Genomic DNA, 23716 nt, shown 5'->3' with positions numbered 1-23716 from the left:
ATAAGAGCACATCCCGTCCTCAGACCCCCCCACACGCACGCATGCACTGGCTGGTGCGTGCTTTTTTATGGCTGATTGGCCTGGCGGTCGCTGGCGCGCTGGCCTTGGCCATGGTGATTGCTGTAGCCCTGGCGATGGCATATCCCAACCTGCCGGACGTGTCCGAGCTGGCCGACTACCGCCCCAAGCTGCCGCTGCGCATTTACTCGGCCGAAGGCGCTCTGCTGGGAGAGTTCGGCGAAGAGCGGCGCACGCTCACGCCCATCAACGATATCCCCAAGGTCATGGTGGATGCGGTCCTGGCGATCGAGGACACCCGCTTCTTCGAGCATGGCGGCGTGGATTACAAGGGCATGCTGCGTGCGGCCTTGGCCAACCTGGGCAAGGTCAAGAGCCAAGGCGCATCGACCATCACCATGCAAGTGGCCCGCAACGTATACCTGTCTTCCGAGAAGACGTACACGCGCAAGATCTATGAAATCCTACTGACCTTCAAGCTGGAACATTTGCTGACCAAGGAGAAGATCCTCGAGATCTACATGAACCAGATCTTCCTGGGTCACCGGGCCTACGGTTTTGCGGCGGCCAGCGAGGTCTACTTCGGCAAGCCCCTGAAGGATGTCTCGATCGCCGAGGCTGCGATGCTGGCTGGGCTGCCCAAGGCCCCCTCGGCCTACAACCCCATCAGCAATCCCAAGCGTGCTCGCATTCGCCAGCTCTACATCATCGACCGCATGGAAGAGAACGGCTTCATCACCCCCGAGCAGGCACGCCTGGCGCGTGAGGAGCCGCTGCAACTGCGCAACGCCAACCACAACGTGGGCGTGAACGCGGACTACGTGGCCGAAATGGCCCGCCAGCTGGTCTATGCCCAGTACGGTGACGATGCCTACACCCGCGGACTGAACGTCTACACCACCCTGAACGCTGGCGAGCAGGAAGTGGCCTATGCCGCACTGCGCAAGGGCATCATGGACTACGAACGGCGCCAGCGTTACCGCGGCCCCGAAAAGTTCATTGCCTTGCCCAGCGATGCCCAGGCGCTGGAAGATGTGATCGACGACACCCTGGCCCAGCACCCCGACAACGGGGATGTGCTGGCCGCTGTGGTGCTGGAAGCCTCGACCAAGTCGATGACCGTGCAACGCCCTGACGGCGAGAAGATCGTCATCACCGGGGACGGACTGAAGCCCGTGGAATCGGGCTTGAGCGACAAGGCGGCCCCCAACATCAAGATCCGCCCGGGTGCCGTGATCCGGGTGATCGAAACCGGCAAGGGCAAGTGGTCGGCCACACAGCTGCCTGAAGTGGAAGGCGCGTTTGTCGCAGTCGACCCTCGCACCGGCGCCATCCGCGCGCTGGTCGGTGGGTTTGACTTCCAGAAAAACAAGTTCAACCACGTCACCCAGGCATGGCGCCAGCCCGGCTCGTCCTTCAAGCCGTTCCTGTACTCGGCGGCCCTGGAGAAGGGTGTGGGCCCTGCCACCCTGGTGAATGACGCGCCCATGTTCTTCGGCGCCAACGTCACCGGCGGCCAGCCATGGGAGCCACGCAACTACGATGGCAAATTCGAAGGCCCGATGCCCCTGCGCACGGCCCTGGCCAAATCGCGCAACATCCCGTCGATTCGCGTGCTGGAGTTCACCACCCCACAGTTCGGCCAACAATGGGTCACCCGGTTCGGGTTCGAGGCCAGCCGCCATCCCGCCTACCTGACGATGGCCCTGGGCGCCGGCTCGGTCACCCCAATGCAGATGGCCACCGCCTTCTCGGTGTTTGCCAATGGTGGCTACCGCATCAACCCCTGGCTGATCTCCAAAATCACGGACCACAAGGGCCAGGTGCTGTCGGCCTACACCCCCAAGCCGCTGGAAGAGCAGCCACAGGCCATCGACGCACGCAATGCCTTCATCATGAACAGCATGCTGCAGACCGTGGCCAAATCCGGCACGGCAGCGCGCGCGCAGGCCACGCTGAAGCGCCCGGACATCTACGGCAAGACCGGCACCACCAACGATGCGGTCGATGCCTGGTTTGCCGGCTTCCAGCCCACGCTGACCGCGATCACATGGATTGGCTATGACACCCCGCGCAACCTGGGTTCGCGCGAAACCGGTGGCGGCCTCAGCCTGCCAATCTGGATCAGCTTCATGCAGCACGCGCTCAAGGACGTGCCGGTTGCCACCTACCCCGTGCCTCCGGGGGTGGTGAACATGGGGGGGGAATGGTTCTACGAGGAATATGCTGGCGGCGCCGGCGTGACCGCGCTGGGCATGAACCCCGGGTACTTCAACCCCGATCAGCCCACGGAAGCGCCTCCGCAAGAAGAGCGCAGCCGCATCCTGGACCTGTTCCGCAACTGATGCGCCCACAAAAAAGCCCGGTGGTCACCCACCGGGCTTTTTTCATTCATGGGCTTGGCGATCACCCGCCAGCCGTCAGACCGTCTTGGCGGTGAATGCCAGAGTCAGTCCCGATTGGGCGCTGGCAAAACGGCTCAGGTTCTCGAAGAACTCACCGCCGCCCTTGGTGTCCTGCCAGTGCTGGCCATCGAACTTGTAGTGAAAGCCGCCGGCCTTGGCCGCCATCCAGATTTCATGCAACGGCTTTTGCTGGTTGATCACAATCTGCGTGCGGTTGGCAAACACCAAGGTCACCATCCCCCCCACGCGCTGGGCATCAATGTCTGCGTCGGTCTCATCGTTGAGCCGATCGCACGACTGCTCCACGGCCAGCAGCAACTGCTCGGCTCTGTCTAAATATTCAAGGTCGGTCATTACAATCCACTCATGTTGAATGCTCCCCAAATTCTAGTCAGGTGCATTGCCCTTGCCGTTTGTACGGCGGCCTTGGCAGCCTGCGGCCAGCGCGGACCTTTGTACCTGCCCACCGACCCCGCGGCCCAAGGGCGTGCCTCCCTGCCCGATACAGTGCTGCCGAACACCCCTGCGCCGGGCACCACCCCGCCACCTGCGCCGGCACGCTGAACCTGCGGCGGCTGGGCGACGGTCTGCGCCCACCGACCGGGTGCGCAGCACACGGAGGATTGCGCTTGATCAAGCGCTGGCCGGGCCACGTCTCCTACAGTGGGCCCTTTTTCCGCATCGCCCCTGCAGATGGCCATCGAACTCTACCGTGACAAGACCCACGCTTGCCTGATGTTCACCGACCTCATGGAGGAAGATGGGCAGGCCGTGCAGTGCAACCAGTTCCTGATCGTCGACCATGGCACCGGCGCCATCATCGACCCCGGCGGCAACCTGGCCTTCAACGAGCTGTTCATGGGCATGACACGGCACTTTGCGCCGCAAAAGCTCTCTTACGTCATCGCCTCCCACGCCGACCCGGACATCATCGCATCGCTGGACCGCTGGATGAGCAGCACCAAGGCATCTCTGGTCATCTCGCGCGTCTGGGAACGCTTCGCGCCGCACTTCACCAAAGTGGGCAAGACCGAAGACCGCGTGATCGGGGTGCCGGACAGCGGCGGCCGCCTGCCGCTGGGGCGCACCGAACTGCTGCTGCTGCCGGCGCACTTCATGCACTCGGAGGGCAACTTCCACTTCTACGACCCGATCAGCCGCATCCTCTTCACCGGCGACCTGGCGGTGTCCATGACCACCGGGGCCGAGGCGCGCAAGCCCGTGGTTCACATGCCCAGCCACATCCCGCGCATGGAAGCCTTCCACCGCCGCTACATGGTGTCCAACAAGATCCTGCGCCTGTGGGCCCAGATGGCCCGCCAGCTGGACGTGCAGATGCTGGTGCCCCAGCACGGTGCCCCCATCATCGGCAAGCGGGCGATCGAGGACTTTTACTGCTGGATTGAAAACCTGGAGTGCGGCATCGACCTGTTCGGTGCGCAGCACTACCAGATCCCCTCGGCCCAGATCGATCCCGCCACCCGGCAGATGCGCACGGGCCAGCCGGCGGTGGCCACGCCCTGAGCACCACCGCCAGCGCATGGGGGCAGACAGCGCCCCCCGCCGGCGCCGATAGCGATAATGCAGCCCATGGCACTCTTGGCTGAAGGCATCCTCAAGCTGCACTGGGACCAGACGGTCCCGGTCAACATTGCGCACATCGTCAAAAGCATGGGTGTGCGCCTGTCGCTGGAAGACAGCGTGCCCTGCAGTGCCCGCCTGTCCATCACCGCGGGCAACCAGGCCCAGCTGCAGCTGTCACGCCAGTTGCCCCACCTGCACCAGCGCTATGTGGTGGCCCACGCCCTGGCGCACGTGGCCCTGCACCACCTGCGCCCCGGCATGCAGCGCGAGCTGCACCTGTCTGAGGACTTCCGGCTGGATTTCGGCGTACCCCACAACCTGGAAGCCAACGACTTTGCCCTGCGTCTGCTGATGCCCGAACCGGCGCTGCGCTACGCCGTCGAGCAGATGCAGGCGCGCAGCATGGCCGAGCTGGAACATGTGTTCGCCGTGCCGGCCCTGTTCATCAAGCAGCGCCTGAGCGACCTGGGGATGGAGCTGCCACGGGCCCAGCCGCGTGCGCGCCGCAGCACCCGCCCGCCGGTGCAAGACGTCTGAACGGCGGTGCCCCCCCCTGGCCGTGCAGCGCCCAGGACGGAGCCCTACCCGACGCGCATCAGGCCAGCGCGCGCTGGATCAGGATCTTCTGCACATCGCTGGTGCCTTCGTAGATCTGGCACACGCGCACATCGCGGTAGATGCGCTCGACCGGGAAGTCGCTGACCACGCCGTAGCCGCCCAGGGTCTGGATGGCGGCGCTGCACACGCGCTCGGCCATCTCGCTGGCAAACAGCTTGGCCATGGCCGCCTCCTTCAGGCAGGGCAGGCCGGCATCGCGCAGGCTGGCCGCATGCCAGATCAGCTGGCGCGCGGCCTCAATCTGCGTGGCGCAGTCGGCCAGCCGGAATCCCACGGCCTGGTGGTTGAAGATGGGCTGGCCAAAGCTCTCGCGCTCCTTGGCGTACTGCAGCGCGCACTCGAAGGCGGCGCGCGCCATGCCCACGCTTTGCGCGGCAATGCCGATGCGGCCACCTTCCAGCGCCGAGAGCGCAATCTTGTAACCCTCGCCTTCCGCGCCAATCAGGTTGGCGGCGGGAATGCGGCAGTTGTCAAAGTTGATCTGCGCCGTGTCGCTGGAATGCTGACCCAGCTTGTCTTCCAGCCGCGCCACCTGGTAACCGGGGTTGGAGGTGGGCACCAGGAAGGCGCTCATGCCTTTTTTGCCGGCAGCCTTGTCGGTGACGGCAATCACGATGGCCACATCGCCGTTCTTGCCGCTGGTGATGAACTGCTTGACGCCCTGGATGACGTAATCGCCACCGTCGCGGGTGGCCGTGGTGCGCAGCGCCGAGGCGTCCGAGCCGACATGCGGCTCCGTCAGGCAGAAGGCACCCAGCATGTCGCCCTGCGCCAGCGGCTTGAGCCATTGCTGCTTTTGCGCCTCGCTGCCATAGCGCATCAGGATGGCGTTGACCGGGCAGTTGGTCACGCTGATCACGGTGCTGGTGCCGCCATCGCCGGCGGCAATCTCTTCCAGCACCACGGCCAGGCTCACATAGTCCAGGCCGGCGCCGCCGTACGACTCGGGCACGCAGATGCCGTAGCAGCCCAGCGCCGCCAGGCCGCGGTGCACGTCCTGGGGGAAATGGTGTTCCTTGTCCCAGCGCGCGGCGTGGGGGGTGATCTGCTCCTGCACAAAGCTGCGCAGGGCCTCGCGGATCATTTGCTGGTCTTCGGTCAGCAGCATGGGGGTGTCTCCTTGGTTTTATATAAATAAGAGCTGCCAGCGCAGGTGCTTGCTTGTTTTCAATACTTAAAGTATTTGAAGTGCTTGTCTATCCTGCGCTGTCAGCTATGCTTTTTCAGCCCTTGCAGCGCTCGCCGTTGTAGCGCAGCAGGCCGCCCCGGTCCTCCCGGGTCAGCTGGTCGACCGTGTCCAGCATGCCCTGCACGCTGGTCTCGACCGTGATCGGTGCGGCGGCGCCGCCCATCTCGGTCTGCACCCAGCCCGGGTCCATGGCGATCACGGTGGCACCGGGCCACTGCGGCTGGGCGCTGGCCACCACCATGTTCACCGCCGCCTTGCTGACGCGGTACAGCCAGGCATCCGCGTCGGCCAGCGACAGGCGCGACATCTCGCTGCTGATGCAGACCATGGTGCCGCCAGCGGCCTCCACGCAGGGCATGACCTGGGGCAGCATCTGCATGGCGCCCAGCACATTGGTGTGCATGACGCGGTCAAACTGCTCCTGGGTGGGCGGGTGGGCCGCCGTTCCGGCATCCCACACCCCGGCCACATACCAGGCGCAATCGATCTCCTGGCCGTCCAACTGCCAGGCCAGGCCGCTGACGCTGGCGGGATCGGCCACATCCACCACCAGCACCTCGGCGCCTTCGGCCCGCAGGGCCTCCCCATCCGCACGTTGGCGCACGGTGGCGATCACGCGGTCGCCGCGCGCCACACAGGCCCGCACCAGACCGCGGCCAATGCCGCGCGAAGCCCCCATCACCAAAATCACTGCCATACCACTCCCTTTTGCTCAGTTCACGGCCGCACACGGCGGAACTGGTTCAATCCTGCGCGCGCTCCGCCGCAATCTGCTGCTGGTAGCGCTGCTCCATCGCCGCCTGGCTTTCCGGCGGGGTGTCCAGCCCGATCTGCGCGTGGATCATCTGGTTCATGCTGGGCAGGACCGAGCGTTCCACCTGCGCCTCAGCCTGCCACAGGCGCGAGCGCATCAGCGCCTTGGCGCAGTGCAGATAGGCCTCGCGCACCTGCACCTCGATCACCAGCTTGGGGGTGAAGTGCGCGCCGGCAAAGTGCCCGGTCCAGGCCGGCTCATCGCGCAGCCGGGCCGTGCCATTGATGCGCAGGGTTTCGTTCACCCCGGGCACCATGAACACCAGGCCGATGCGCGGGTCGTGCAGCAGGTTGCTCAGGCTGTCCAGCCGGTTGTTGCCGCCGGCGTCAGGGATCCACAGGGTCTGGGCATCGTGCACGTGCACAAAGCCCGGCGCGCCGCCGCGGGGCGACGCGTCCATCAGCGCCCCGGCAGCGCCGCCGGTGGCCAGCACGCAAAACGGCGACAGCGCGATGAAGCGCTGGCAGTGCGCATCCAGCGCCGCCTGCTGCTTGCGCAGTGCCCGCTCGGCCGGCATGGCGTACAACTGGCGCAACTGGTCTTCGCGGGTGATCATGCGGCGTCCTCGGCCGCGTGCCGGTCCTGGCGGTGGATGGCGCTGTACATGCCCAGGTACTCGCGCCAGGAGGGGTCGTACTCCAGCGCCAGTGCGGCGTCCAGACCCGGGGCGTGCTCGGCCGCCAGCTGGCGGGCCAAGGCGGCGGCGACGTCCGGGTCGTCCACATAGAAGGCCGCCACGCGGGACTGCATGCCCTCCATGCGCGTGAAGGCCTGGACGCCGCGCTGCTGGGCCAGCAGCTGCGCATCCAGCGCGTCCTGGGCCGCCCGCGCGCAGTCCAGGCTCTCCTGGCTGTCCACCGGGAACCGCAGCGTCAGCAAATAGGACAGGTCGGCGCGCGTGGCCAGCGCATGGGCGCTGTCGTGGAAGGTCAGCAGATCGGGGGCATCGTCCTCGTCGGCATCGCGGGACCGGACTTCCAGCGAGATCCAGCGGTCCTGCTCCTCCTGCGGAAAGTCGTAGGTGCGCCCCAGGACCTCGCGCTGGAAGGCATCGAACACGACGGGGAACTGCGACAGCGGCACCGCATCGGCCTCGGCGTCCACAAACTCCACCGGACCCACGCGCACGGCGAAATCCCATTCGCCCAGGGCATGGTCCAGCAGGATGAAGGCCATGTGCCGGGCCTGCTCCTGCAGCTGCGGCGGCACGGCCTGGGCGAACGACAGCGCCAGCCCGATGATGCCGCCCGCGTCATAGTGGGCCACCAGCACATCGTCACAGGACAGCTCGAAATCCTGCAGGCGCATGGCGAAGTTGCTGCCAGCGGCGCGGCTGCGGAACGCCTGCACGGCATAGCCCGCCAGCGGCGGGGCCTGGCGCACCACAGCCTGCGCCGCCTCAAAGTGTTCGATGTTGCCGTGGGCCGTGACCACCAGGCGGGCGCCGTCCTGGCCGGGCGTGCCTTCCAGCTCCAGCGACAGGCCGGGGGCATGGCGCTGCAGCAGCGCGTTGGCCGCCTCGACAAAGGCCCGCCCGTCCAGCGCGGCCAGGGCCGTCAACTGGCCGGAAAAATCATTCCAGAAGGCGGTCACCTGCGCGGCGCTCAAGGGTGCGTGGGGGTGGTCGTCTTCGGGCAGTTCTGCATGCATACGGAAAATCCTGGAAAAGGCCGCACCCCGCAAGGTGGGGGCGCGGCCGGTGGCACATGGACCGACTGTAAGCCAAGCCCTACGGCCCAGTACCCAGCAGCGCCGGGGGACGGCGCTGCCGTGGTCGCTCAGACCAGTTCGATGGCCATGGCCGTGCCTTCTCCACCGCCAATGCACAGCGTGGCCAGGCCGCGCTGCTTGCCATGGCGCTGCAGGGCGTGGATCAGCGTCACCAGGATGCGCGCGCCGCTGGCGCCGATGGGGTGACCCAGGGCGCAGGCGCCGCCGTGCACGTTGACCTTGTCGTGGGGCACCTTCATTTCGGCCATCAGCGCCATGGGCACCACGGCAAAGGCTTCGTTGATTTCCCACAGGTCCACATCCTCGACCTTCCAGCCTGCCTTCTTCAGCGCCTTTTCGGTGGCGCCCACGGGTGCGGTGGTAAACCACTCGGGAGCCTGTGCAAAGGTCGCGTGCGAGACGATGCGCGCCAGCGGCTTGCAGCCCAGTTGCTTGGCCGTGGACTCGCGCATCAGCACCATGGCGGCGGCGCCGTCGTTGATGCTGGAGCTGGAAGCGGCAGTGATGGTGCCGTCCTTCTTGAACGCAGGCTTGAGGCTGCCGATCTTGTCCAGCTTGGCCTTGGCCGGGCCTTCGTCCACGCTGATGGTCACATCGCCCTTGCGGGTCTTGACGGTGACGGGGGTGATCTCGGCATCGAAGGCACCGCTCTGGGCGGCTTGCTGCGCGCGCTGCACGCTGGCAATCGCAAACGCGTCCTGCGCTTCGCGCGTGAACTGGTACTTGGCGGCACAGTCCTCGCCGAAGGTGCCCATGGAGCGGCCGGCTTCGTAGGCATCTTCCAGACCGTCCAGCATCATGTGGTCGTAGACCTTGTCGTGGCCCATGCGGTAGCCGGCACGGCCCTTCTTCAGCAGGTAGGGCGCGTTGGTCATGCTCTCCATGCCGCCGGCAATCATCACGTCACGGCTGCCGGCAATCAGCTGGTCGTGGGCCAGGATGGTGGCTTCCATGCCGGCGCCGCACATCTTGGACAGCGTCACGGCGCCGGTGCTTTGCGGCAGACCGCCCTTGAAGCCGGCCTGGCGTGCCGGTGCCTGGCCCTGGCCGGCCATCAGGCAGTTGCCGAACAGCACTTCCTCGACCTGCTCGGGCTGGATGCCGGCGCGGGCCACGGCGGCCGCAATGGCCGCACCGCCCAGGTCGTGGGCAGCCAGATCGGAAAAATCGCCCTGGAACGCGCCCATGGGGGTGCGCGCAGCGCTGACGATGACGACGGGGTCTTGGTGTTGTGGCATGGAAGTCTCCTTGTTGATGTCAGTTGGCAAGCCAAAGGTTCACGAAGTCAGCGCCGGCGCATGCAGCTGGCGGCTGGGGTCGTACGGGAAAACGTCGTGCATGTGGCCCTGCTGGATGCGCGCCTGGTGCGCCTGCCAGAAGGCGGGCTCCAGCAGGTCGGCGTGGTGCTGCAGGAAGACCTCGCGCACGGCGGGATGGCCCAGCAGGAACGGGCCGAAGGTCTCAGGGAACACATCGTGCGGACCAACCCGCCACCAGATCTCCCCGCTCATCTCTTCCTCTTCGGTGCGTGCCGGGGGGATGGCCCGGAAGTGGCAGTCCGTCAGGTATTCGATCTCGTCGTAGTCATAGAACACCACCTTGCCGCCGCGGGTGACGCCGAAGTTCTTCCACAGCATGTCGCCCGGAAAGATGTTGGCCGCCACCAGGTCCTTGATGGCATTGCCGTACTCGATCACACAGCGCTCCATGTTGGCGCGCGCGCGGGGCTGCTCCAGCCCGGCATCGAAGCACTCCTGCAGGTACAGGTTCAGCGGCACCAGCCGGCGCTCGATGTAGAGGTGGCGGATGATGACTTCCTGCTGTCCGTCGCCATCGCGGTCGCTGACCTCGATCTGCTCGGGCGCATGGGCCAGCAGCTCGGCCAGCAGGGCATCGCTGAAGCGCTCGCGCGGGAAGGCCACCAGGCTGTACTCCATGGTGTCGGCCATGCGGCCCACCCGGTCGTGCTGCTTGACCAACTGGTACTTGGCCTTGACCTGGGCGCGCGTGGTCTCCTTGGGCGCCGGGAAGCGGTCGCGGATCAGCTTGAACACATACGGAAAGCTGGGCAGGTCGAACACCAGCATCACCAAGCCCTTGATGCCCGGCGCGATCCGGAACTGGTCGCTGGAATGCTTGAGGTGGTGCAAGAATTCCCGGTAAAACAGGGTCTTGCCCTGTTTGGCCAAGCCCAGGGCGCTATAGATTTCGCCGCGCGGTTTGCGCGGCATCAAGCCGTGCAGGAACTGCACGTAGGCGCTGGGCACGGCCATGTCGACCATGAAATAGGCGCGTGCAAAGCTGAACAGCCCGTGCAGGTCATCCTCGCCGAACAAGGCCGCGTGCAGCACCAGTTGCCCCTGGGCGCCGTGCACGATAGGAATGGCCAGCGGCAGCTCGGTGTAGCCGGTGATGATCTTGCCCACCAGGTAGGCGCCCTTGTTGCGGTAGAACAGGCTGGACAGCACCTGGATCTGGAAATTGGCGCGCAGCGTCAGGCCCGCCAAGCGCTCGCGCATGCGAGCGGCCAGCACGGCGATGTCGCGGGCCAGGTCCTCGAACGGGGCTTGCAGCTGCAGCTGCTGCACCAGGGCCTGCAGCGCCTGCGGCAAGGCGTCCAGCGATCCGGGGTAATAGGCACGGTACGTGGGCGCATCGTCCGGGTCCCGGCTCTCCAGGTACTCGGTGCTGACAGCCGGCCGCACGAAGATGAAATCGTTGTGGAAGTGGGTGCGGTGCAGGATCTTGGTGGTGACGGAGTTGAAGAAGGTCTCCGCCAGCTCCGGCTGCAGGTGCTCCACCATCAGGCCGATGTAGTGCAGCTTGACCTGCTGCCACACCGGCATGGGCAGCTGGCCAGCGTGGAACTCGGTCTCCAGCCGCTGCACGCACTCGGTCACGCGCAGGTCGTAGAACGCGATGCGCTCGCGCTGCGCGGTCTGCTGGCCGCTCCAGTCGGCCTGTTCGAAACGGCGCTTGGCGCGGGCCGATTCGGCCCGGAACAGGCGGTAATGGCGGTCAAAGCCATCCATCATCGCCTGGGCGATGCCAAAGGCCTGGGGGGCATCCAGCTGCTGGGGAAACATGGCTCAACGCACGCCGGGGCGCCCCAGGCGCAGGGCCCGGGGGCGGCCGCTTGCCCGCCGTTCAGTCACGCTGGCGCTCGGCCACCAGTTGCACAGCGCGCTGGTGGATTTCATGCAGGCCACCGACGCCGGGGACGGTCATCTCCAGGTTGGTGATATGGCCGTTCTTCAGGCTGTAGCACCAGCCGTGCAGCGACACGCTCTGGCCGCGGGCCCAGGCGTCCTGCATCACGGTGCTCTGCGCCACGTTCATCACCTGCTCGATGGCGTTCAGCTCGCACAGCACGTCATGGCGGAACTGCACGGGCGTGGCCTTGATCAGGTCGTAGTGCTTGTCGCGCACGTCGCGCACATGGCGGGTCCAGTTGTCGGCCAGACCCAGGCGGATGCCTTCCAGTGCCGCCAGCACGCCGCCGCAGCCGTAGTGGCCCACGACCATCAGGTGCTCGACCTTGAGGTGATCGACCGAGTACTGGATGGTGGACAGGCAGTTCAGGTCGCTGGGCACCACCACGTTGGCCACGTTGCGGTGCACGAAAACTTCACCCGGCTCCAGCCCGGTGATCTGGTTGGCAGGCACGCGGCTGTCCGAGCAACCAATCCACATGTACTTGGGTTTTTGCTGCGACATCAGCCCGGTGAAGAATCCGGGGCGGTCGCGCTCCATCTGGGCAGCCCATTCCTTGTTGTGCACAAACAGGTCATCGATGGAGGTAGTGGTCATGTGGCCTTCCTTTTCTAGGTTGCGTGAAACATGCGCAGGCGCGCCATCCGTTCCGTCAGCAGGTCTCCGCGAACAGTTCGCGGCCGATCAGCATGCGGCGGATTTCGCTGGTGCCGGCGCCAATTTCGTAGAGTTTCGCATCCCGCCACAGACGGCCCAGCGGATACTCGTTGATATACCCATTGCCACCATAGATTTGCACGCCTTCTCCGGCCATCCAGGTGGCCTTCTCAGCGCACCACAGGATCACGCTGGCACAGTCCTTGCGCACCTGGCGCACGTGGTCGGTGCCCAGCATGTCCAGGTTCTTGGCCACGGTGTAGGCGAAGGAACGGCCCGCCTGCAGCACGGTGTACATGTCGGCCACCTTGCCCTGGATGAGCTGGAACTCGCCAATGCTCTGGCCGAACTGCTTGCGGTCGTGGATGTAGGGCACGACGTTGTCCATCACGCTCTGCATGATGCCCAGCGGGCCACCGGTCAGCACGGCGCGCTCGTAGTCCAGGCCGCTCATCAGCACCTTGGCGCCACCGTTGACCTGGCCCAGCACGTTCTCAGCGGGCACTTCCACGTTCTGGAACACCAGCTCGCCGGTGTGACTGCCGCGCATGCCCAGCTTGTCCAGCTTCTGGGCGATGGAGAAACCGGGCATGCCCTTCTCGATCAGGAACGCCGTCACACCGCGCGCACCCAGCTCGGGCTCGCTCTTGGCATAGACCACCAGGGTGTCGGCGTCGGGGCCGTTGGTGATCCACATCTTGTTGCCGTTGAGCAGGTAGTAGCCGCCCTTGTCCTCGGCCTTGAGCTTCATGCTGATCACGTCCGAACCGGCGCCCGGCTCGCTCATGGCCAGCGCGCCCACGTGTTCGCCGCTGATCAGCTTGGGCAGGTACTTGGCCTTCTGCGCGGCGTTGCCGTTGCGGTTGATCTGGTTCACGCACAGGTTGCTGTGCGCGCCATACGACAGGCCCACCGAGGCGCTGGCGCGCGAGATTTCCTCCATGGCCACCATGTGCGCCAGATAGCCCATGTCGGCGCCGCCGTACTGCTCGGGCACGGTGATGCCCAGCACGCCAAGCTCGCCGAACTTGCGCCACAGGTCCATGGGGAACTGGTCGCTGCGGTCAATCTCGGCGGCGCGCGGGGCAATCTCGGTCTGCGCGAACTCGCGCACCGCGTCGCGCAGCGCATCAATGTCTTCACCCAGCTGGAAGTTCAGTCCTGGCAGTTGGCTCATGGTGGTGTCTCCTTGTGTGTATCGGTGTCTGGGCTGGCGATCGGCGCCGCCTATTTGCCCGCAATCCCTGGGCGCCCCTGCACCGCCATCAGCGTGCAGTGCATGGTGGCGCAGAGTTTTTCCTGCCCGCCGTCGATCGCGAAGGCCCGGCCTTCGACCAGGACGATGGTGCGCCCGGGCTTGAGCACCCGGCCTTCGCAGCGAAAGCGCTGCCCCTTGGCGGGGGCCAGCAGGTTGATCTTGAATTCGATGGTCAGCACCCCGGCGTCTTCCGGCATCAGGCTGAAGCCGGCATAGCCGCAGGCCGAATCCAGCGCCGCCGACAACATGCCGGCGTGGATGAAGCCGTGCTGCTGCGTCAGGCCCGGGGCCCAGTCAAAGCTGATGTCCACCGCGCCCGGCGCCAGGTGGGTGAGTTGCGCCCCCAGCGTGCTCATGGCGCCCTGCAGTGCAAAGCTGTCCCGCACACGCTGCAGGCTGTCGGTCTGGGCCATGTTGTCTCCTTGGCTGTGCGGAATTTTCCATTCCTTTTACGTTAACGTCAATTATGACGTCTTGGCCTTGGGCAACTTGCGCAGCAGCGACTTGGCCTCTTTCTCCTGGGCACAGACCTCGTCCAGCGTGGCCTGCAGGTCTTCCATGCGCGCTTCCAGCTGGCGGCGGTGGTTGCCCAGCACCTCCAAAAAGCGCTCCAGCTGCACATGGGTGTCGCGCGGGCTGTCATACAGGTCGATGATTTCCTTGGCCTCCACCAGCGACAGCCCCAGGCGCTTGCCGCGCAGGATCAGGCGCAGGCGCGTGCGGTCGCGCGGGCTGTAGACGCGGGTGCGTCCGCCCGAACCCTGGCGCGTGGGCTGCAGCAGGCCCATGTCTTCGTAGAAGCGGATGGCGCGGGTGGTCAGGTCGAATTCCTGCGCCAGATCGCTGATGGAATAGGCCGCAGGGGCCTGGGTGGTCTTGCTCATGGCCTGCATTATTGACGTGCACGTCAACGTCAGACAAAACCATGCCCTGCGCACGCGGGGTTTTTGGCCGAAAATCACGGCCTTGCCGCCTGTGCGGCACCTGCCTGAACCCTCGCCGTTGCCCATGCCCCTGTCGCCCCACGCCGCCTGCCCCTGCGGACGCACCACCGCCCAAGGCCTGCCCGTGGCCTATGCCGATTGCTGCGCCCGCTTTGTGGAACACTTCGACACGGCCCCGGCCACCGATGCCGAGCACCTGATGCGCTCGCGCTACAGCGCCTTCGTGACCGAAAACGCGCCCTACCTGCTGGCCACCTGGCACCCCAGCCAGCGCCCGGCGACGCTGGACTTCGAGGCTGGCGCCAAATGGCTGGGCCTGCAGGTCAAGGCCTTTCAGCCGACGGGCGCGGCCACGGCCGAGGTCGAGTTCGTCGCGCGCTTTCGCGTCGGCGGGCGGGCCGTGCGGCTGCACGAACGCAGCCGCTTCGTCTGCGAAGCCGGCCGCTGGTTCTATGTGGACGGCGACCAGTTCTGATGCAGATTCCAGCCTTTTACCCTTTGCACGCAGGTGCCGCCTGCGCTGACAGCCATGTCTTTTGAAGCCATCTTGTTCGACTGCGACGGTGTCCTGGTCGACAGCGAACTCATCACCAACCGCGTGCTGCACGCCATGCTCAACGAATCGGGCTGGACGCTGTCCGAGGACGACTGCATGCGCATCTTCATCGGCAAGACGGTGCGCAGCGAGACCGCCCGCATCGAGGTCGAAACCGGCAAGCCCCTGACCGACGCCTGGATGGCCGCGTTCTATGAACGCCGCAACGAGCGCCTGCGCGCCGAACTGGTGGCCATCGACGGCGCCGTGGACGCCGTGCGCGGCGTGCACGCCCAGCTGCAGGGCCGCATCGCCGTGGCCAGCGGCGCGGACAAGCCCAAGGTGCTGATGCAGCTCGACAAGGTGGGCCTGCTGCCCTACTTCGGCGGCCACGTCTTCAGCGGCCACGACCTGCCGCGCACCAAGCCCTGGCCCGATGTCTACCTGGCCGCCGCGGCCGCCGTGGGCGTGCCCCCCGAGCGCTGCCTGGTGATCGAGGATTCCGTGCCCGGCCTGACGGCGGGCGTGCGCGCCGGCGCCACGGTCTGGGGCTACTGCCCGCGGGTCAACGCCCACACCACGCCCGAGGCGTTGCGGGCCGCCGGAGCCGTGCGGGTGTTCGACCACATGGCCGACCTGCCCGCCTTGCTGGCCCAGGCGCTGGCGGCCGCACAGGCACCGCAATAACAGGAGCAGGCTGCGCACGCTGAATCGGCATTTCGCAGTCATTTACTACAGAAACGCCGATACAGCGCGCGCCATGCGCTCACCTTTTCGCGCTATGCCCTCATGCCACAGGGGCGGCTTTGCGGGCTTGCCCTGCAGAGCACAGGGCTGAAATATAGAATCTGCGCCAGATCAAGGTTTTGCCGGATTGGCGTACCCCGGGGGGCATGCAAATCTGTGCCCCATGCTGGCAGACCGATCGCCCCCGGCCCCGCCCTGGCGACACGGCCCGGGCCCCACGGCGATGCGCCGTCTGCCCGCCCTGTGGATGCGGGTCTGTGCCAATCTTCGTCGGACATGTTTCAGCCAATGCTTGTTGAGGAGTGCTGATGGGCGAACAGCCTCTTTACGATTTAGCGCCGCTGCTTGAACTGATGGCCCTGGGTGCCGTCATCGCCCTGGCCCCGCTGCTGTGGGTCTGGCACCGCAACCGCGGCGCCGGCCCTGCCCGCCGCCTGCAGGCCCTGGGCCTGCTGACCCTGTTCCTGACCTTCGACCTGGTGCTGTTCGGCGCCTTCACGCGGCTGACCGATTCTGGCCTGGGCTGCCCCGACTGGCCGGGCTGCTATGGCAACACCAGCCCCCTGGGCGCGCACGCCGAGATCACCGCCGCCCAGACCGCCATGCCCACCGGGCCGGTGACCTTCAGCAAGGCCTGGATCGAGATGATCCACCGCTACCTGGCCACCACCGTGGGCGTGCTCATCATCGCCCTGGTGCTGCTGGCCTGGCGCGAGCACCGCAAGGCCCCGCTGCACGGCCCGCGCCACCCCTGGTGGGCCACGGCCACGCTGGTCTGGGTGCTGATCCAGGGCGCCTTCGGCGCGCTGACGGTGACCATGAAGCTGTTCCCGGCCATCGTCACCCTGCACCTGCTGGGCGGCCTGCTGCTGCTGGTGCTGCTGTGCGTGCAGGCCGTGGGCCACCAGCAGGCCGTGCTGCGCCAGCCCCCCGCCCCCATTCCCGGCACGTTGCGCGCGGCGCTGTGGGCCTGTCTGGCGCTGCTGTTCGCCCAGGTGGCGCTGGGCGGCTGGGTCAGCACCAACTACGCCGTGCTGGCCTGCTCCACCTTCCCGGACTGCAACGGCCAGTGGTGGCCGGCGATGGACTTTGCCCAGGCGTTCGAGATCTGGCGCCCGCTGGGCCTGCTGTCCGACGGCAGCCACATCAGTTTCGCGGCGCTGACCGCCATCCACTACGTCCACCGCCTGGCAGCCTATGGGGTGATCGCGGCCGTGGTCGCCGTGGCCCTGGCGATGCGCAGGCAGCCGGCCCTGGCCGGCCAGGGCCGCTGGCTGCTGGGCCTGATCGGCCTGCAATTTCTGACGGGCCTGTCCAACGTGGTGCTGGACTGGCCCCTGGTGGCCGCCGTGCTGCACACCGGCGGCGCGGCCGCCCTGGTCACGGTGATGACCTGGGCCCTGGCCGCCACCCGCACCCACAGCGCACCCGCGCTGCAAGACGATACACAGGCGCCCCACGGCGCACGGAGAGTTGTGGCATGACTGCACAGACTTTGAGTGACACCCAAGGCTCGCGCTGGAGCCAGTTTTACGCGCTGACCAAGCCCCGCGTGGTGCAGCTGATCGTGTTCTGCGCCCTGATCGGCATGGTCTTGGCCATCCCCGGCGTGCCGACGTTCCAGCAGTTGGGCGACATGGCCGTGGCCTGCCTGGGCATCTGGCTGGTGTCGGCGGCGGCGGCGGCCTTCAACTGCCTGGTCGAGCGCCACATTGATGCGCGCATGAAGCGCACCAGCTGGCGCCCCACGGCCAAGGGCGATCTGACGCCCCAGCAGGCCCTGGCCTTCTCGGCCATCCTGTGCACGGCCGGCGCGGCCATCCTGCTGGCCTTCACCAACACCCTGACCATGTGGCTGACGCTGGCCACCTTCATCGGCTATGCCGTGATCTACACCGTGGTGCTCAAGCCCGCCACGCCGCAGAACATCGTCATCGGCGGCGCCTCGGGCGCCATGCCCCCCGTGCTGGGCTGGGCGGCCATGACCGGCCAGGTCAGCCCCGAGGCGCTGATCCTGTTCCTCATCATCTTCCTGTGGACGCCCCCGCACTTCTGGGCGCTGGCGCTGTACCGCGTGGACGACTACCGCAAGTCCGGCCTGCCCATGCTGCCCGTGACGCACGGCGCCAAGTACACCCAGCTGCAGATCCTGCTGTACACCCTGGTGCTGTTTGCCGGGTGCCTGCTGCCGGTGATCTTCGGCATGAGCGGCTGGCTGTACTTCACCGTGGCCTCGGCACTGTGCCTGGGCTTCAGCTGGTATGCGCTGCGCCTGTGGATGCACTATTCGGACGCCCTGGCGCGCAAGACCTTCCGCTTCTCGCTGATCCACCTGAGCGGCGTGTTTGCCGCCCTGCTGATCGACCACTACCTGGTGACCTGAGCGCCCCGCTAACGGCGCTCCAGCGCCTCTGTCCAGCCCACGCGGGCAGCACTCAGCACCCGCACCCCCCAAGGCCGCCATTGCGGCCTTGTTTTTTGGGCGAGTACCTCCGACCCGCGTCACGCACCACCTCCAGGCACGGTGCTCACTCGACGGAGTAAGGCTGCCTATATGTCGAACAAAAAGGTCTACAGCGCGTGTCCAGCCTGCGCAGACTGCTATGCAAAACAAGGGCCGCGCGCGGCCTGGGAGCGGGTGGACGCAGAACTACCGTCGGAAGGATCTGGGTCGGTCCAGGCCGCCCCGCTCAGGACGGCCGTCTGCGCCGCTCACAGCACACCACCAAGCCCAGATCTCACAAGGCCATCATCGCGGCCTTGTGGGTGGAGGCAGCGGCCTGGCACCCGCGCCACGTTCCACTTCCAGACCAGGCACTCCATCAATGGTGTCACACCGCCCACATTTCAGCCCCAAAGGCCTGCAGCGCCCGTCCAGCCTGTTCAGGCTGCTATGCAAAAAAAACAAAGGCCGCATGCGCGGCCTTAGAGGGGATGGGGAGCCGGGCTCCCGTCGGAAGGATCCGGGTCGGTGCCGACAGTCCCGCTCAGGTCGACCGTTTGCGCCGCTCGTGGCGCACCACCAGCCAGGCCGCGCCGACCACCATCAGGGCCAGGCCGTACCAGGTCAGCGCATAGACCGCATGGGTGTTGGTGAACTGGATCACCGTCAGCCCCGGCCGTGGCCAGGTGGCCGCCACGGCGGCGCCAGGCAGGCCCTGATCGACAAAGAACGGGGCCGCCTGCTGCAGGCCCTTGGCCTGGGCGATCGCCTGCACATCGCGCGAATGCCAGCGGTCTTCCGCAGGCACGTTGTCCCGCATGAAGCCGCCCTTGGGCTCGGAAAAGCGCAGCAGGCCTTCCACCGTCACGGTCGCGCCCGCAGCCTCCTGCGGTGCGGCGGCGATGCGGTCGGCGAAGTCCTTGCGCTGCTCCGCAGGCACAAAGCCGCGGTTCACCAGCAGCTGGTTGCCATCGGCCTGCTGCAGCGGCGTCAGCAGCCAGAAGCCGGCGCCCAGCTCGGTCACGGCCTGGGTCAGCACGCTGCGCCCTTCCATCCACTGGCCCTGGGCCTGCACGGGCAGGTATTCATGCGTGGGCGGCTGCACCTGCGGCCATGCCGCCACAGCCGGCACCGGCACGGGGGCGCTGTGCACGCGGGTGTTGACCCGCTCGATCAGGTCCAGCTTCCAGGCGCGGCGCTGCACCTGCCAGGTGCCCAGGCTGAGGAAGGAAATAAAAAGGGCGATGCCCGCTAGCGCGAGCACCGCCTTCACGAAGGTGGAGCGAGAGCGCCGGGGCGCCCTCGTGGTGTCAACCGTCATGTTCAGTTGCTGCTGTGGCCACTGTGTGCGGCGGCAGGTTCTGCCGCGGGTTGCACGGCCGCAGGGGCCGGCGCCGCGACCGCGGGCTGGTCCACCGGAGGCAGGTCGGTGTGGCTGGGCATCATGTTGGTGTTCATGTGGAACATGACCCACAAGGTACCCGCCAGGGTGATGGCCACGAAGACCACCGAGAAGATGGTGGACAACATGGTCCAGCCGCCCTGGATCTTGCCGTTCATGTGCAGGAAGAAGTACATGTGGACCACCACCTGCACGGCGGCAAACAGGCCCAGCACCATCGCGGCGGTGGCACGGTTGTCAATCACCTTGGCCATGACCAGCCAGAAGGGGATCACGGTCAGGATGACCGCCAGGATAAAGCCGGTGACGTAGCCGCCGGTGGTGACGTGAATCTCTTCCTCACCATGGTGGTCGTCGTGACCAGCATGCAGATCATGCGCGCTCATTTACAGCACCCCCATCAAATACACAAAGGTGAACACACCGATCCAGACCACGTCCAAGAAGTGCCAGAACATCGACAGGCACATCAGGCGGCGGTTGTTTTCACGGGTCAGGCCATGCTTGCCCAGCTGGATCATCAGCACGATCAGCCAGATCAGACCGAAGGTCACGTGCAGACCGTGGGTGCCCACCAGGGTGAAGAAGGCCGAGCCGAAGGCGCTGGACTGGGGTGTCAGGCCTTCGTGCATCAGGTGCGCGAACTCATACAGTTCCACCGCCAGGAAGGCCAGACCGAACAGGCCTGTGATGGCCAGCCAGGTCAGGGTGCCCTTCAGGTTGCCCTTTTGCTTCTGGATCAGCGCAAAGCCGAAGGTGATCGACGAGATCAGCAGGAAGGCCGTGTTCAGGGCCACTAGCTTCAGGTCGAACAGCTCGGCGCCCGTGGGGCCGCCGGCGTAGCTGCGACCCAGCACGCCGAAGGTGGCGAACAGGGCTGCGAAGATGAGGCAGTCGCTCATCAGGTACAGCCAGAAGCCCAGCGAAGTGCCGTTCTCGGGATGGGGCTCGTGCGCGGGGTGGTACTCGCGCTGACCCGCTTGGATGGAAATATTAGACATGGCGTGCGAGCTGTTCAGTACGTGCGTCTTCCGTCGCCTGCACTTCAGCTGCAGGGATGTAGTAGTCGCGGTTGTAGTTGAAGGTGTGGATGATCGAAGCCAGGATCATGCCGACGAAGGACACCACGGCCAGCCACCAGATGTGCCAGATCAGCGCAAAGCCCAGCACCATGGCGATCATGGAGATCACAAAGCCGGCGCCCGTGTTCTTGGGCATGTGCAGGTCTTCGAAGCCGTTCAGCGGACGCTGGTAGCCGTGCTTCTTCATGTCCCACCAGGCGTCGATGTCGTACACCACGGGGGTCTTGGCAAAGTTGTACGCGGGAGGTGGCGAGGATGTCGCCCACTCCAGGGTACGGCCGCCCCAGGGGTCGCCCGTCACGTCACGCAGCTTGTCGCGCTGGAAGTAGGACACCACCAGTTGCAGCAGGAAGGCACCGATACCGCAGGCGATGATGGCCACGCCGACGGCAGCGATCACGAACCAGATCTGCAGCGATTGGTCGTCAAAATGGCTCACGCGGCGGGTCACGCCCATCAGGCCCAGGATGTACAGCGGTGTGAAGGCGACCCAGAAGCCGACCAGCCAGCACCAGAAGGACACCTTGCCCCAGAACTCGTTGAGACGGTAGCCGAAGGCCTTGGGGAACCAATAGTTGATACCGGCCAGCAGACCGAACACCACGCCACCGATGATCACGTTGTGGAAGTGGGCAATCAGGAACAGCGAGTTGTGCAGCACGAAGTCAGCAGGAGGCACAGCCAGCAGCACGCCGGTCATACCACCGATGGCGAAGGTGCACATGAAGCCCACCGTCCACATCATGGGCGGCTTGAAGGCAATGCGGCCCTTGTACATGGTGAACAGCCAGTTGAAGATCTTCGCGCCCGTGGGGATCGAGATGATCATCGTGGTGATACCGAAGAAGGTATTCACCGCTGCGCCGGACCCCATGGTGAAGAAGTGGTGCAGCCACACCAGCCAGGACAGCACGGTGATACACACGGTCGCGTACACCATGGAGGTGTAGCCGAACAGGCGCTTCTTGGAGTAGGTCGCCACGATTTCGGAGAAGATGCCGAAGACAGGCAGCACCAGGATGTAGACCTCAGGGTGGCCCCAGATCCAGATCAGGTTCACGTACAGCATGGGGTTGCCGCCCAGCTCGTTCGTGAAGAACTGCGTGCCGAAGTAGCGGTCCATGGACATCAGCACCAGGGCTGCGGTCAGGATCGGGAACGAGGCGACGATCAGCGCGTTGGTGCACAGCGAGGTCCACACGAACACGGGCATCTTCATCAGGTTCATGCCGGGGGCACGCATCTTGATGATGGTCACGATCAGGTTGATACCCGACAGCGTGGTGCCCACACCCGACAGCTGCAGCGCCCAGATGTAGTAATCCAGACCCACACCCGGGTTCTGGTTGCCCAGATTGGACAGCGCCAGCCAGCCGGAGGTCGAGAACTCACCCAGGAACAGCGACACCATCACCAGCACGGCGCCGGTGGTGGTCATCCAGAACGAGAAGTTGTTCAGGAAGGGGAACGACACGTCGCGCGCGCCGATCTGCAGCGGGATCAGGTAGTTCATGAAACCCGTGACCAAGGGCATGGCCACGAAGAAGATCATGATCACGCCGTGCGCGGTGAAGATCTGGTCGTAGTGGTGCGGAGGCAGGTAGCCCAGGTTGTCACCAAAGGCCATGGCCTGCTGGATACGCATCATCACCGCGTCGGCAAAACCGCGCAGCAGCATGACGATACCCAGGATGATGTACATGATGCCGATCTTCTTGTGGTCGATCGAGCAGATCCAGTCGCGCCACAGGGGACCCCACAGCTTGAACTTGGTCAGTGCGGCCATCATCACGAGGCCGCCGAGCACCACGGCAATAAAGGTCCACAGCACGATGGGCTCATGCGCCATCGGTATGGAGTCCCAGCTGATCCGCCCAATCAGCGGATCGTGGGGCAGCGTTGTTTGTCCAGACATAGTTGTGTCTCTTTCAGTGGCTGCCTGACGCGCCGGAGCGCATCAAGGCCGCCGTCCTTGCTTATTGCTGTGCCACAGCACCCTGGGAATCGCGCTGGTCCAGGAGGGCCACCACGCGGTCTGCGTTCTCCACCGAGCACACATCGTCAGGCAGGTTCAGGCCCACCTTCTTCATGTAGGCCGCGCCGCCAGCAGCGTCGATGGCCATCATGTGGTGCATGCACATCTTTCCCTCTTCCACGCACATGTTCAGCACGCGGTTGTAGAGCCCATCCTGCACGGACGAGAAGCGGGTCACAGGGTGACGCTCGCTGGGCTTGACCAGGTCCAGGTAGGAGGCACGATCGAGCACCTTGCCTTCGGTCTTGGCCTGCTGCACCCAGGCGTCGAAGCCTTCGTTGCTCAGGCCGTGGAACTTGAAGGTCATGCCCGAGAAGCCCGCACCGCTGTAGTGCGAGTTCATTCCCTTAAAGGTACCTTCCTTGTTGATCACGGCGTTCAGCTGGGTCTCCATGCCAGGCATGGCATAGATCATGCCCGCCAGATCAGGCACATAGAACGCGGCCATGGTCGAGGTGGCGGTCAGCTTGAAGCGAATGGGACGGTCCACCGGCGCGGCAAATTCGTTCACCGTGGCAATGCCTTGCTCGGGGTACAGGAACAGCCACTTCCAGTCCATGGACACCACCTGCACTTCCAGCGGCTGGACGTTGGGGTCCAGGGGCTTGGTTTCCGAGATGCGGTCCAAGGGACGATAAGGGTCCAGCTTGTGGGTGCTGATCCAGGTCAAAGCGCCCAAAGCAATAATGATGATTAATGGAACACTCCAGATGACCAGCTCCAGAGCGGTCGAGTGGTGCCATTCCGGGTCGTACTCGGCCTCGGTGTTCGACTGGCGGTACTTCCAGGCAAACAACAGGGTCAGCAGGATCACGGGAACGATGATGATCAGCATCAACAAGGTGGCAGTCACCACCAAGTCGCCTTGCTGAGCAGCAATGTCCCCTGCGGGATTGAGCACGACGGCCTTGCTGCAACCCGTGAGGGTCGCTAGCAGAGCCGCGGCAGCGAGCCAAGCTGGCCCGCGGTTTTCCGTGGATGTAGGCATGCTGTGAACGCGAAAAAACGCGCGTTGTTAGGTGTAAACGCGGATTACAAAAC

At 65.5% G+C, this 23716-nt stretch carries 24 protein-coding genes; 8 read left to right on the top strand and 16 right to left on the bottom strand.

Translation table 11 applies throughout. From position 1 onward, the window contains the following. Positions 1-41 precede the first annotated feature (41 nt). Entirely contained in the window at positions 42-2363 is a 2322-nt protein-coding gene (locus KAQ61_RS00340; protein WP_210930135.1) for a penicillin-binding protein 1A, read from the top strand. A 75-nt stretch (positions 2364-2438) separates the two neighbouring features. Here the strand turns inward: KAQ61_RS00340 and cyaY are convergent, their stop codons facing one another. After that, the gene (gene cyaY / locus KAQ61_RS00335) at positions 2439-2777 is read right to left on the bottom strand and encodes an iron donor protein CyaY (RefSeq protein WP_154164215.1); all 339 of its coding nucleotides are present in this window, start codon (positions 2775-2777) and stop codon (positions 2439-2441) included. Between the two features lie 12 nt (positions 2778-2789). Between cyaY and lptM the strand changes: the two genes are divergently transcribed. From lptM to KAQ61_RS00320, 3 genes are all read left to right on the top strand, one after another. Continuing rightward, positions 2790-2987: an LPS translocon maturation chaperone LptM gene (lptM, locus tag KAQ61_RS00330; protein WP_081770784.1), complete on the top strand. Its 198-nt coding sequence runs from the start codon at positions 2790-2792 to the stop codon at positions 2985-2987. A gap of 129 nt (positions 2988-3116) precedes the next feature. Next, entirely contained in the window at positions 3117-3947 is an 831-nt protein-coding gene (locus KAQ61_RS00325) for an oxygen-binding di-iron domain-containing protein (protein WP_210930134.1), read from the top strand. 66 nt (positions 3948-4013) lie between these two features. Beyond that, the gene (locus KAQ61_RS00320; protein ID WP_162524708.1) at positions 4014-4544 is read left to right on the top strand and encodes an ImmA/IrrE family metallo-endopeptidase; all 531 of its coding nucleotides are present in this window, start codon (positions 4014-4016) and stop codon (positions 4542-4544) included. 58 nt (positions 4545-4602) lie between these two features. On the opposite strand, the gene KAQ61_RS00315 is transcribed toward KAQ61_RS00320, so the two are convergent. The 10 genes from KAQ61_RS00315 to KAQ61_RS00270 all read right to left on the bottom strand — a co-directional run bounded on the left by KAQ61_RS00315 (position 4603) and on the right by KAQ61_RS00270 (position 14371). Next, positions 4603-5733 (bottom strand): acyl-CoA dehydrogenase family protein, encoded by a 1131-nt coding sequence (locus KAQ61_RS00315; RefSeq protein ID WP_210930133.1) that lies wholly within the window; start codon positions 5731-5733, stop codon positions 4603-4605. A gap of 115 nt (positions 5734-5848) precedes the next feature. Next, positions 5849-6511, bottom strand: a complete 663-nt coding sequence (locus KAQ61_RS00310) for an SDR family oxidoreductase (RefSeq protein WP_210930132.1) — start codon at positions 6509-6511, stop codon at positions 5849-5851. A 46-nt stretch (positions 6512-6557) separates the two neighbouring features. Further along, positions 6558-7184, bottom strand: a complete 627-nt coding sequence (locus KAQ61_RS00305; protein ID WP_210930131.1) for a pyridoxamine 5'-phosphate oxidase family protein — start codon at positions 7182-7184, stop codon at positions 6558-6560. Further along, positions 7181-8278 carry a hypothetical protein gene (locus KAQ61_RS00300; protein ID WP_210930130.1) on the bottom strand — a complete coding sequence of 366 codons (1098 nt, stop codon included), beginning with the start codon at positions 8276-8278 and terminating at the stop codon, positions 7181-7183. The genes KAQ61_RS00305 and KAQ61_RS00300 overlap by 4 nt, the downstream gene beginning before the upstream one ends. 128 nt (positions 8279-8406) lie before the next feature. Further along, a complete protein-coding gene (locus KAQ61_RS00295; RefSeq protein ID WP_210930129.1) occupies positions 8407-9597 on the bottom strand; it encodes an acetyl-CoA C-acyltransferase in 1191 nt (396 codons plus the stop codon). Positions 9598-9636: 39 nt separating this feature from the next. Beyond that, a complete protein-coding gene (gene aceK / locus KAQ61_RS00290; protein WP_043385431.1) occupies positions 9637-11445 on the bottom strand; it encodes a bifunctional isocitrate dehydrogenase kinase/phosphatase in 1809 nt (602 codons plus the stop codon). A gap of 61 nt (positions 11446-11506) precedes the next feature. Next, positions 11507-12169 carry a carbonate dehydratase gene (gene can, locus KAQ61_RS00285; RefSeq protein ID WP_045268084.1) on the bottom strand — a complete coding sequence of 221 codons (663 nt, stop codon included), beginning with the start codon at positions 12167-12169 and terminating at the stop codon, positions 11507-11509. A gap of 55 nt (positions 12170-12224) precedes the next feature. Then, the gene (locus KAQ61_RS00280; RefSeq protein ID WP_043385428.1) at positions 12225-13406 is read right to left on the bottom strand and encodes an isovaleryl-CoA dehydrogenase; all 1182 of its coding nucleotides are present in this window, start codon (positions 13404-13406) and stop codon (positions 12225-12227) included. A gap of 50 nt (positions 13407-13456) precedes the next feature. Continuing rightward, complete coding sequence (locus KAQ61_RS00275) at positions 13457-13900, bottom strand: PaaI family thioesterase (RefSeq protein ID WP_244982947.1); 444 nt, start codon at positions 13898-13900, stop codon at positions 13457-13459. A gap of 51 nt (positions 13901-13951) precedes the next feature. Further along, positions 13952-14371 (bottom strand): MerR family transcriptional regulator, encoded by a 420-nt coding sequence (locus KAQ61_RS00270; protein WP_210930128.1) that lies wholly within the window; start codon positions 14369-14371, stop codon positions 13952-13954. A 124-nt stretch (positions 14372-14495) separates the two neighbouring features. Here KAQ61_RS00270 and KAQ61_RS00265 point away from each other — a divergent pair, with 124 nt between their 5' ends. The 4 genes from KAQ61_RS00265 (at position 14496) to cyoE (ending at position 18096) form a co-directional block, all read left to right on the top strand. Further along, complete coding sequence (locus tag KAQ61_RS00265) at positions 14496-14906, top strand: YchJ family protein (RefSeq protein ID WP_210930127.1); 411 nt, start codon at positions 14496-14498, stop codon at positions 14904-14906. A 54-nt stretch (positions 14907-14960) separates the two neighbouring features. Next, a complete protein-coding gene (locus tag KAQ61_RS00260) occupies positions 14961-15653 on the top strand; it encodes an HAD family hydrolase (protein WP_210930126.1) in 693 nt (230 codons plus the stop codon). Positions 15654-16021: 368 nt separating this feature from the next. Continuing rightward, positions 16022-17197, top strand: coding sequence for a COX15/CtaA family protein (locus KAQ61_RS00255; protein ID WP_210930125.1), 1176 nt, complete (start codon positions 16022-16024; stop codon positions 17195-17197). After that, positions 17194-18096, top strand: coding sequence for a heme o synthase (gene cyoE, locus KAQ61_RS00250; RefSeq protein WP_043385416.1), 903 nt, complete (start codon positions 17194-17196; stop codon positions 18094-18096). The genes KAQ61_RS00255 and cyoE overlap by 4 nt, the downstream gene beginning before the upstream one ends. Positions 18097-18700: 604 nt before the next feature. Here cyoE and KAQ61_RS00245 read toward each other — a convergent pair. From KAQ61_RS00245 to cyoA, 5 genes are all read right to left on the bottom strand, one after another. Then, complete coding sequence (locus KAQ61_RS00245) at positions 18701-19477, bottom strand: SURF1 family protein (protein ID WP_210930124.1); 777 nt, start codon at positions 19475-19477, stop codon at positions 18701-18703. Positions 19478-19479: 2 nt separating this feature from the next. Then, positions 19480-19944, bottom strand: a complete 465-nt coding sequence (gene cyoD / locus KAQ61_RS00240; protein ID WP_042414455.1) for a cytochrome o ubiquinol oxidase subunit IV — start codon at positions 19942-19944, stop codon at positions 19480-19482. Further along, positions 19945-20559 (bottom strand): cytochrome o ubiquinol oxidase subunit III, encoded by a 615-nt coding sequence (gene cyoC, locus KAQ61_RS00235; RefSeq protein WP_042414457.1) that lies wholly within the window; start codon positions 20557-20559, stop codon positions 19945-19947. After that, the gene (cyoB, locus tag KAQ61_RS00230) at positions 20552-22489 is read right to left on the bottom strand and encodes a cytochrome o ubiquinol oxidase subunit I (protein WP_244983106.1); all 1938 of its coding nucleotides are present in this window, start codon (positions 22487-22489) and stop codon (positions 20552-20554) included. The genes cyoC and cyoB overlap by 8 nt, the downstream gene beginning before the upstream one ends. 127 nt (positions 22490-22616) lie before the next feature. After that, complete coding sequence (gene cyoA / locus KAQ61_RS00225) at positions 22617-23663, bottom strand: ubiquinol oxidase subunit II (RefSeq protein ID WP_183303626.1); 1047 nt, start codon at positions 23661-23663, stop codon at positions 22617-22619. Between the last annotated feature and the right edge of the window lie 53 nt (positions 23664-23716).

Origin of the sequence: Comamonas aquatica, assembly GCF_018064205.1 — a bacterium.
Classification (GTDB): domain Bacteria; phylum Pseudomonadota; class Gammaproteobacteria; order Burkholderiales; family Burkholderiaceae_C; genus Comamonas; species Comamonas aquatica.
Note: the sequence above shows the minus strand (reverse complement) of the source record. Positions and strands in the feature narration are given on the sequence as shown.

What these genes read in the sequence shown, in the direction of transcription:
- cyoD (WP_042414455.1), bottom strand. Translation starts at nt 19,944, where the DNA reads ATGAGCGCGCATGATCTGCATGCTGGTCACGACGACCACCATGGTGAG.
- cyaY (WP_154164215.1), bottom strand. Translation starts at nt 2,777, where the DNA reads ATGACCGACCTTGAATATTTAGACAGAGCCGAGCAGTTGCTGCTGGCC.
- can (WP_045268084.1), bottom strand. Translation starts at nt 12,169, where the DNA reads ATGACCACTACCTCCATCGATGACCTGTTTGTGCACAACAAGGAATGG.
- cyoC (WP_042414457.1), bottom strand. Translation starts at nt 20,559, where the DNA reads ATGTCTAATATTTCCATCCAAGCGGGTCAGCGCGAGTACCACCCCGCG.
- cyoA (WP_183303626.1), bottom strand. Translation starts at nt 23,663, where the DNA reads ATGCCTACATCCACGGAAAACCGCGGGCCAGCTTGGCTCGCTGCCGCG.
- KAQ61_RS00315 (WP_210930133.1), bottom strand. Translation starts at nt 5,733, where the DNA reads ATGCTGCTGACCGAAGACCAGCAAATGATCCGCGAGGCCCTGCGCAGC.
- KAQ61_RS00295 (WP_210930129.1), bottom strand. Translation starts at nt 9,597, where the DNA reads ATGCCACAACACCAAGACCCCGTCGTCATCGTCAGCGCTGCGCGCACC.
- KAQ61_RS00300 (WP_210930130.1), bottom strand. Translation starts at nt 8,278, where the DNA reads ATGCATGCAGAACTGCCCGAAGACGACCACCCCCACGCACCCTTGAGC.
- KAQ61_RS00305 (WP_210930131.1), bottom strand. Translation starts at nt 7,184, where the DNA reads ATGATCACCCGCGAAGACCAGTTGCGCCAGTTGTACGCCATGCCGGCC.
- lptM (WP_081770784.1), top strand. Translation starts at nt 2,790, where the DNA reads ATGTTGAATGCTCCCCAAATTCTAGTCAGGTGCATTGCCCTTGCCGTT.
- cyoB (WP_244983106.1), bottom strand. Translation starts at nt 22,489, where the DNA reads ATGGCGCATGAGCCCATCGTGCTGTGGACCTTTATTGCCGTGGTGCTC.
- KAQ61_RS00320 (WP_162524708.1), top strand. Translation starts at nt 4,014, where the DNA reads ATGGCACTCTTGGCTGAAGGCATCCTCAAGCTGCACTGGGACCAGACG.
- aceK (WP_043385431.1), bottom strand. Translation starts at nt 11,445, where the DNA reads ATGTTTCCCCAGCAGCTGGATGCCCCCCAGGCCTTTGGCATCGCCCAG.
- KAQ61_RS00340 (WP_210930135.1), top strand. Translation starts at nt 42, where the DNA reads ATGCACTGGCTGGTGCGTGCTTTTTTATGGCTGATTGGCCTGGCGGTC.
- cyoE (WP_043385416.1), top strand. Translation starts at nt 17,194, where the DNA reads ATGACTGCACAGACTTTGAGTGACACCCAAGGCTCGCGCTGGAGCCAG.
- KAQ61_RS00270 (WP_210930128.1), bottom strand. Translation starts at nt 14,371, where the DNA reads ATGAGCAAGACCACCCAGGCCCCTGCGGCCTATTCCATCAGCGATCTG.
- KAQ61_RS00255 (WP_210930125.1), top strand. Translation starts at nt 16,022, where the DNA reads ATGGGCGAACAGCCTCTTTACGATTTAGCGCCGCTGCTTGAACTGATG.
- KAQ61_RS00325 (WP_210930134.1), top strand. Translation starts at nt 3,117, where the DNA reads ATGGCCATCGAACTCTACCGTGACAAGACCCACGCTTGCCTGATGTTC.
- KAQ61_RS00265 (WP_210930127.1), top strand. Translation starts at nt 14,496, where the DNA reads ATGCCCCTGTCGCCCCACGCCGCCTGCCCCTGCGGACGCACCACCGCC.
- KAQ61_RS00275 (WP_244982947.1), bottom strand. Translation starts at nt 13,900, where the DNA reads ATGGCCCAGACCGACAGCCTGCAGCGTGTGCGGGACAGCTTTGCACTG.
- KAQ61_RS00310 (WP_210930132.1), bottom strand. Translation starts at nt 6,511, where the DNA reads ATGGCAGTGATTTTGGTGATGGGGGCTTCGCGCGGCATTGGCCGCGGT.
- KAQ61_RS00260 (WP_210930126.1), top strand. Translation starts at nt 14,961, where the DNA reads ATGTCTTTTGAAGCCATCTTGTTCGACTGCGACGGTGTCCTGGTCGAC.
- KAQ61_RS00245 (WP_210930124.1), bottom strand. Translation starts at nt 19,477, where the DNA reads ATGACGGTTGACACCACGAGGGCGCCCCGGCGCTCTCGCTCCACCTTC.
- KAQ61_RS00280 (WP_043385428.1), bottom strand. Translation starts at nt 13,406, where the DNA reads ATGAGCCAACTGCCAGGACTGAACTTCCAGCTGGGTGAAGACATTGAT.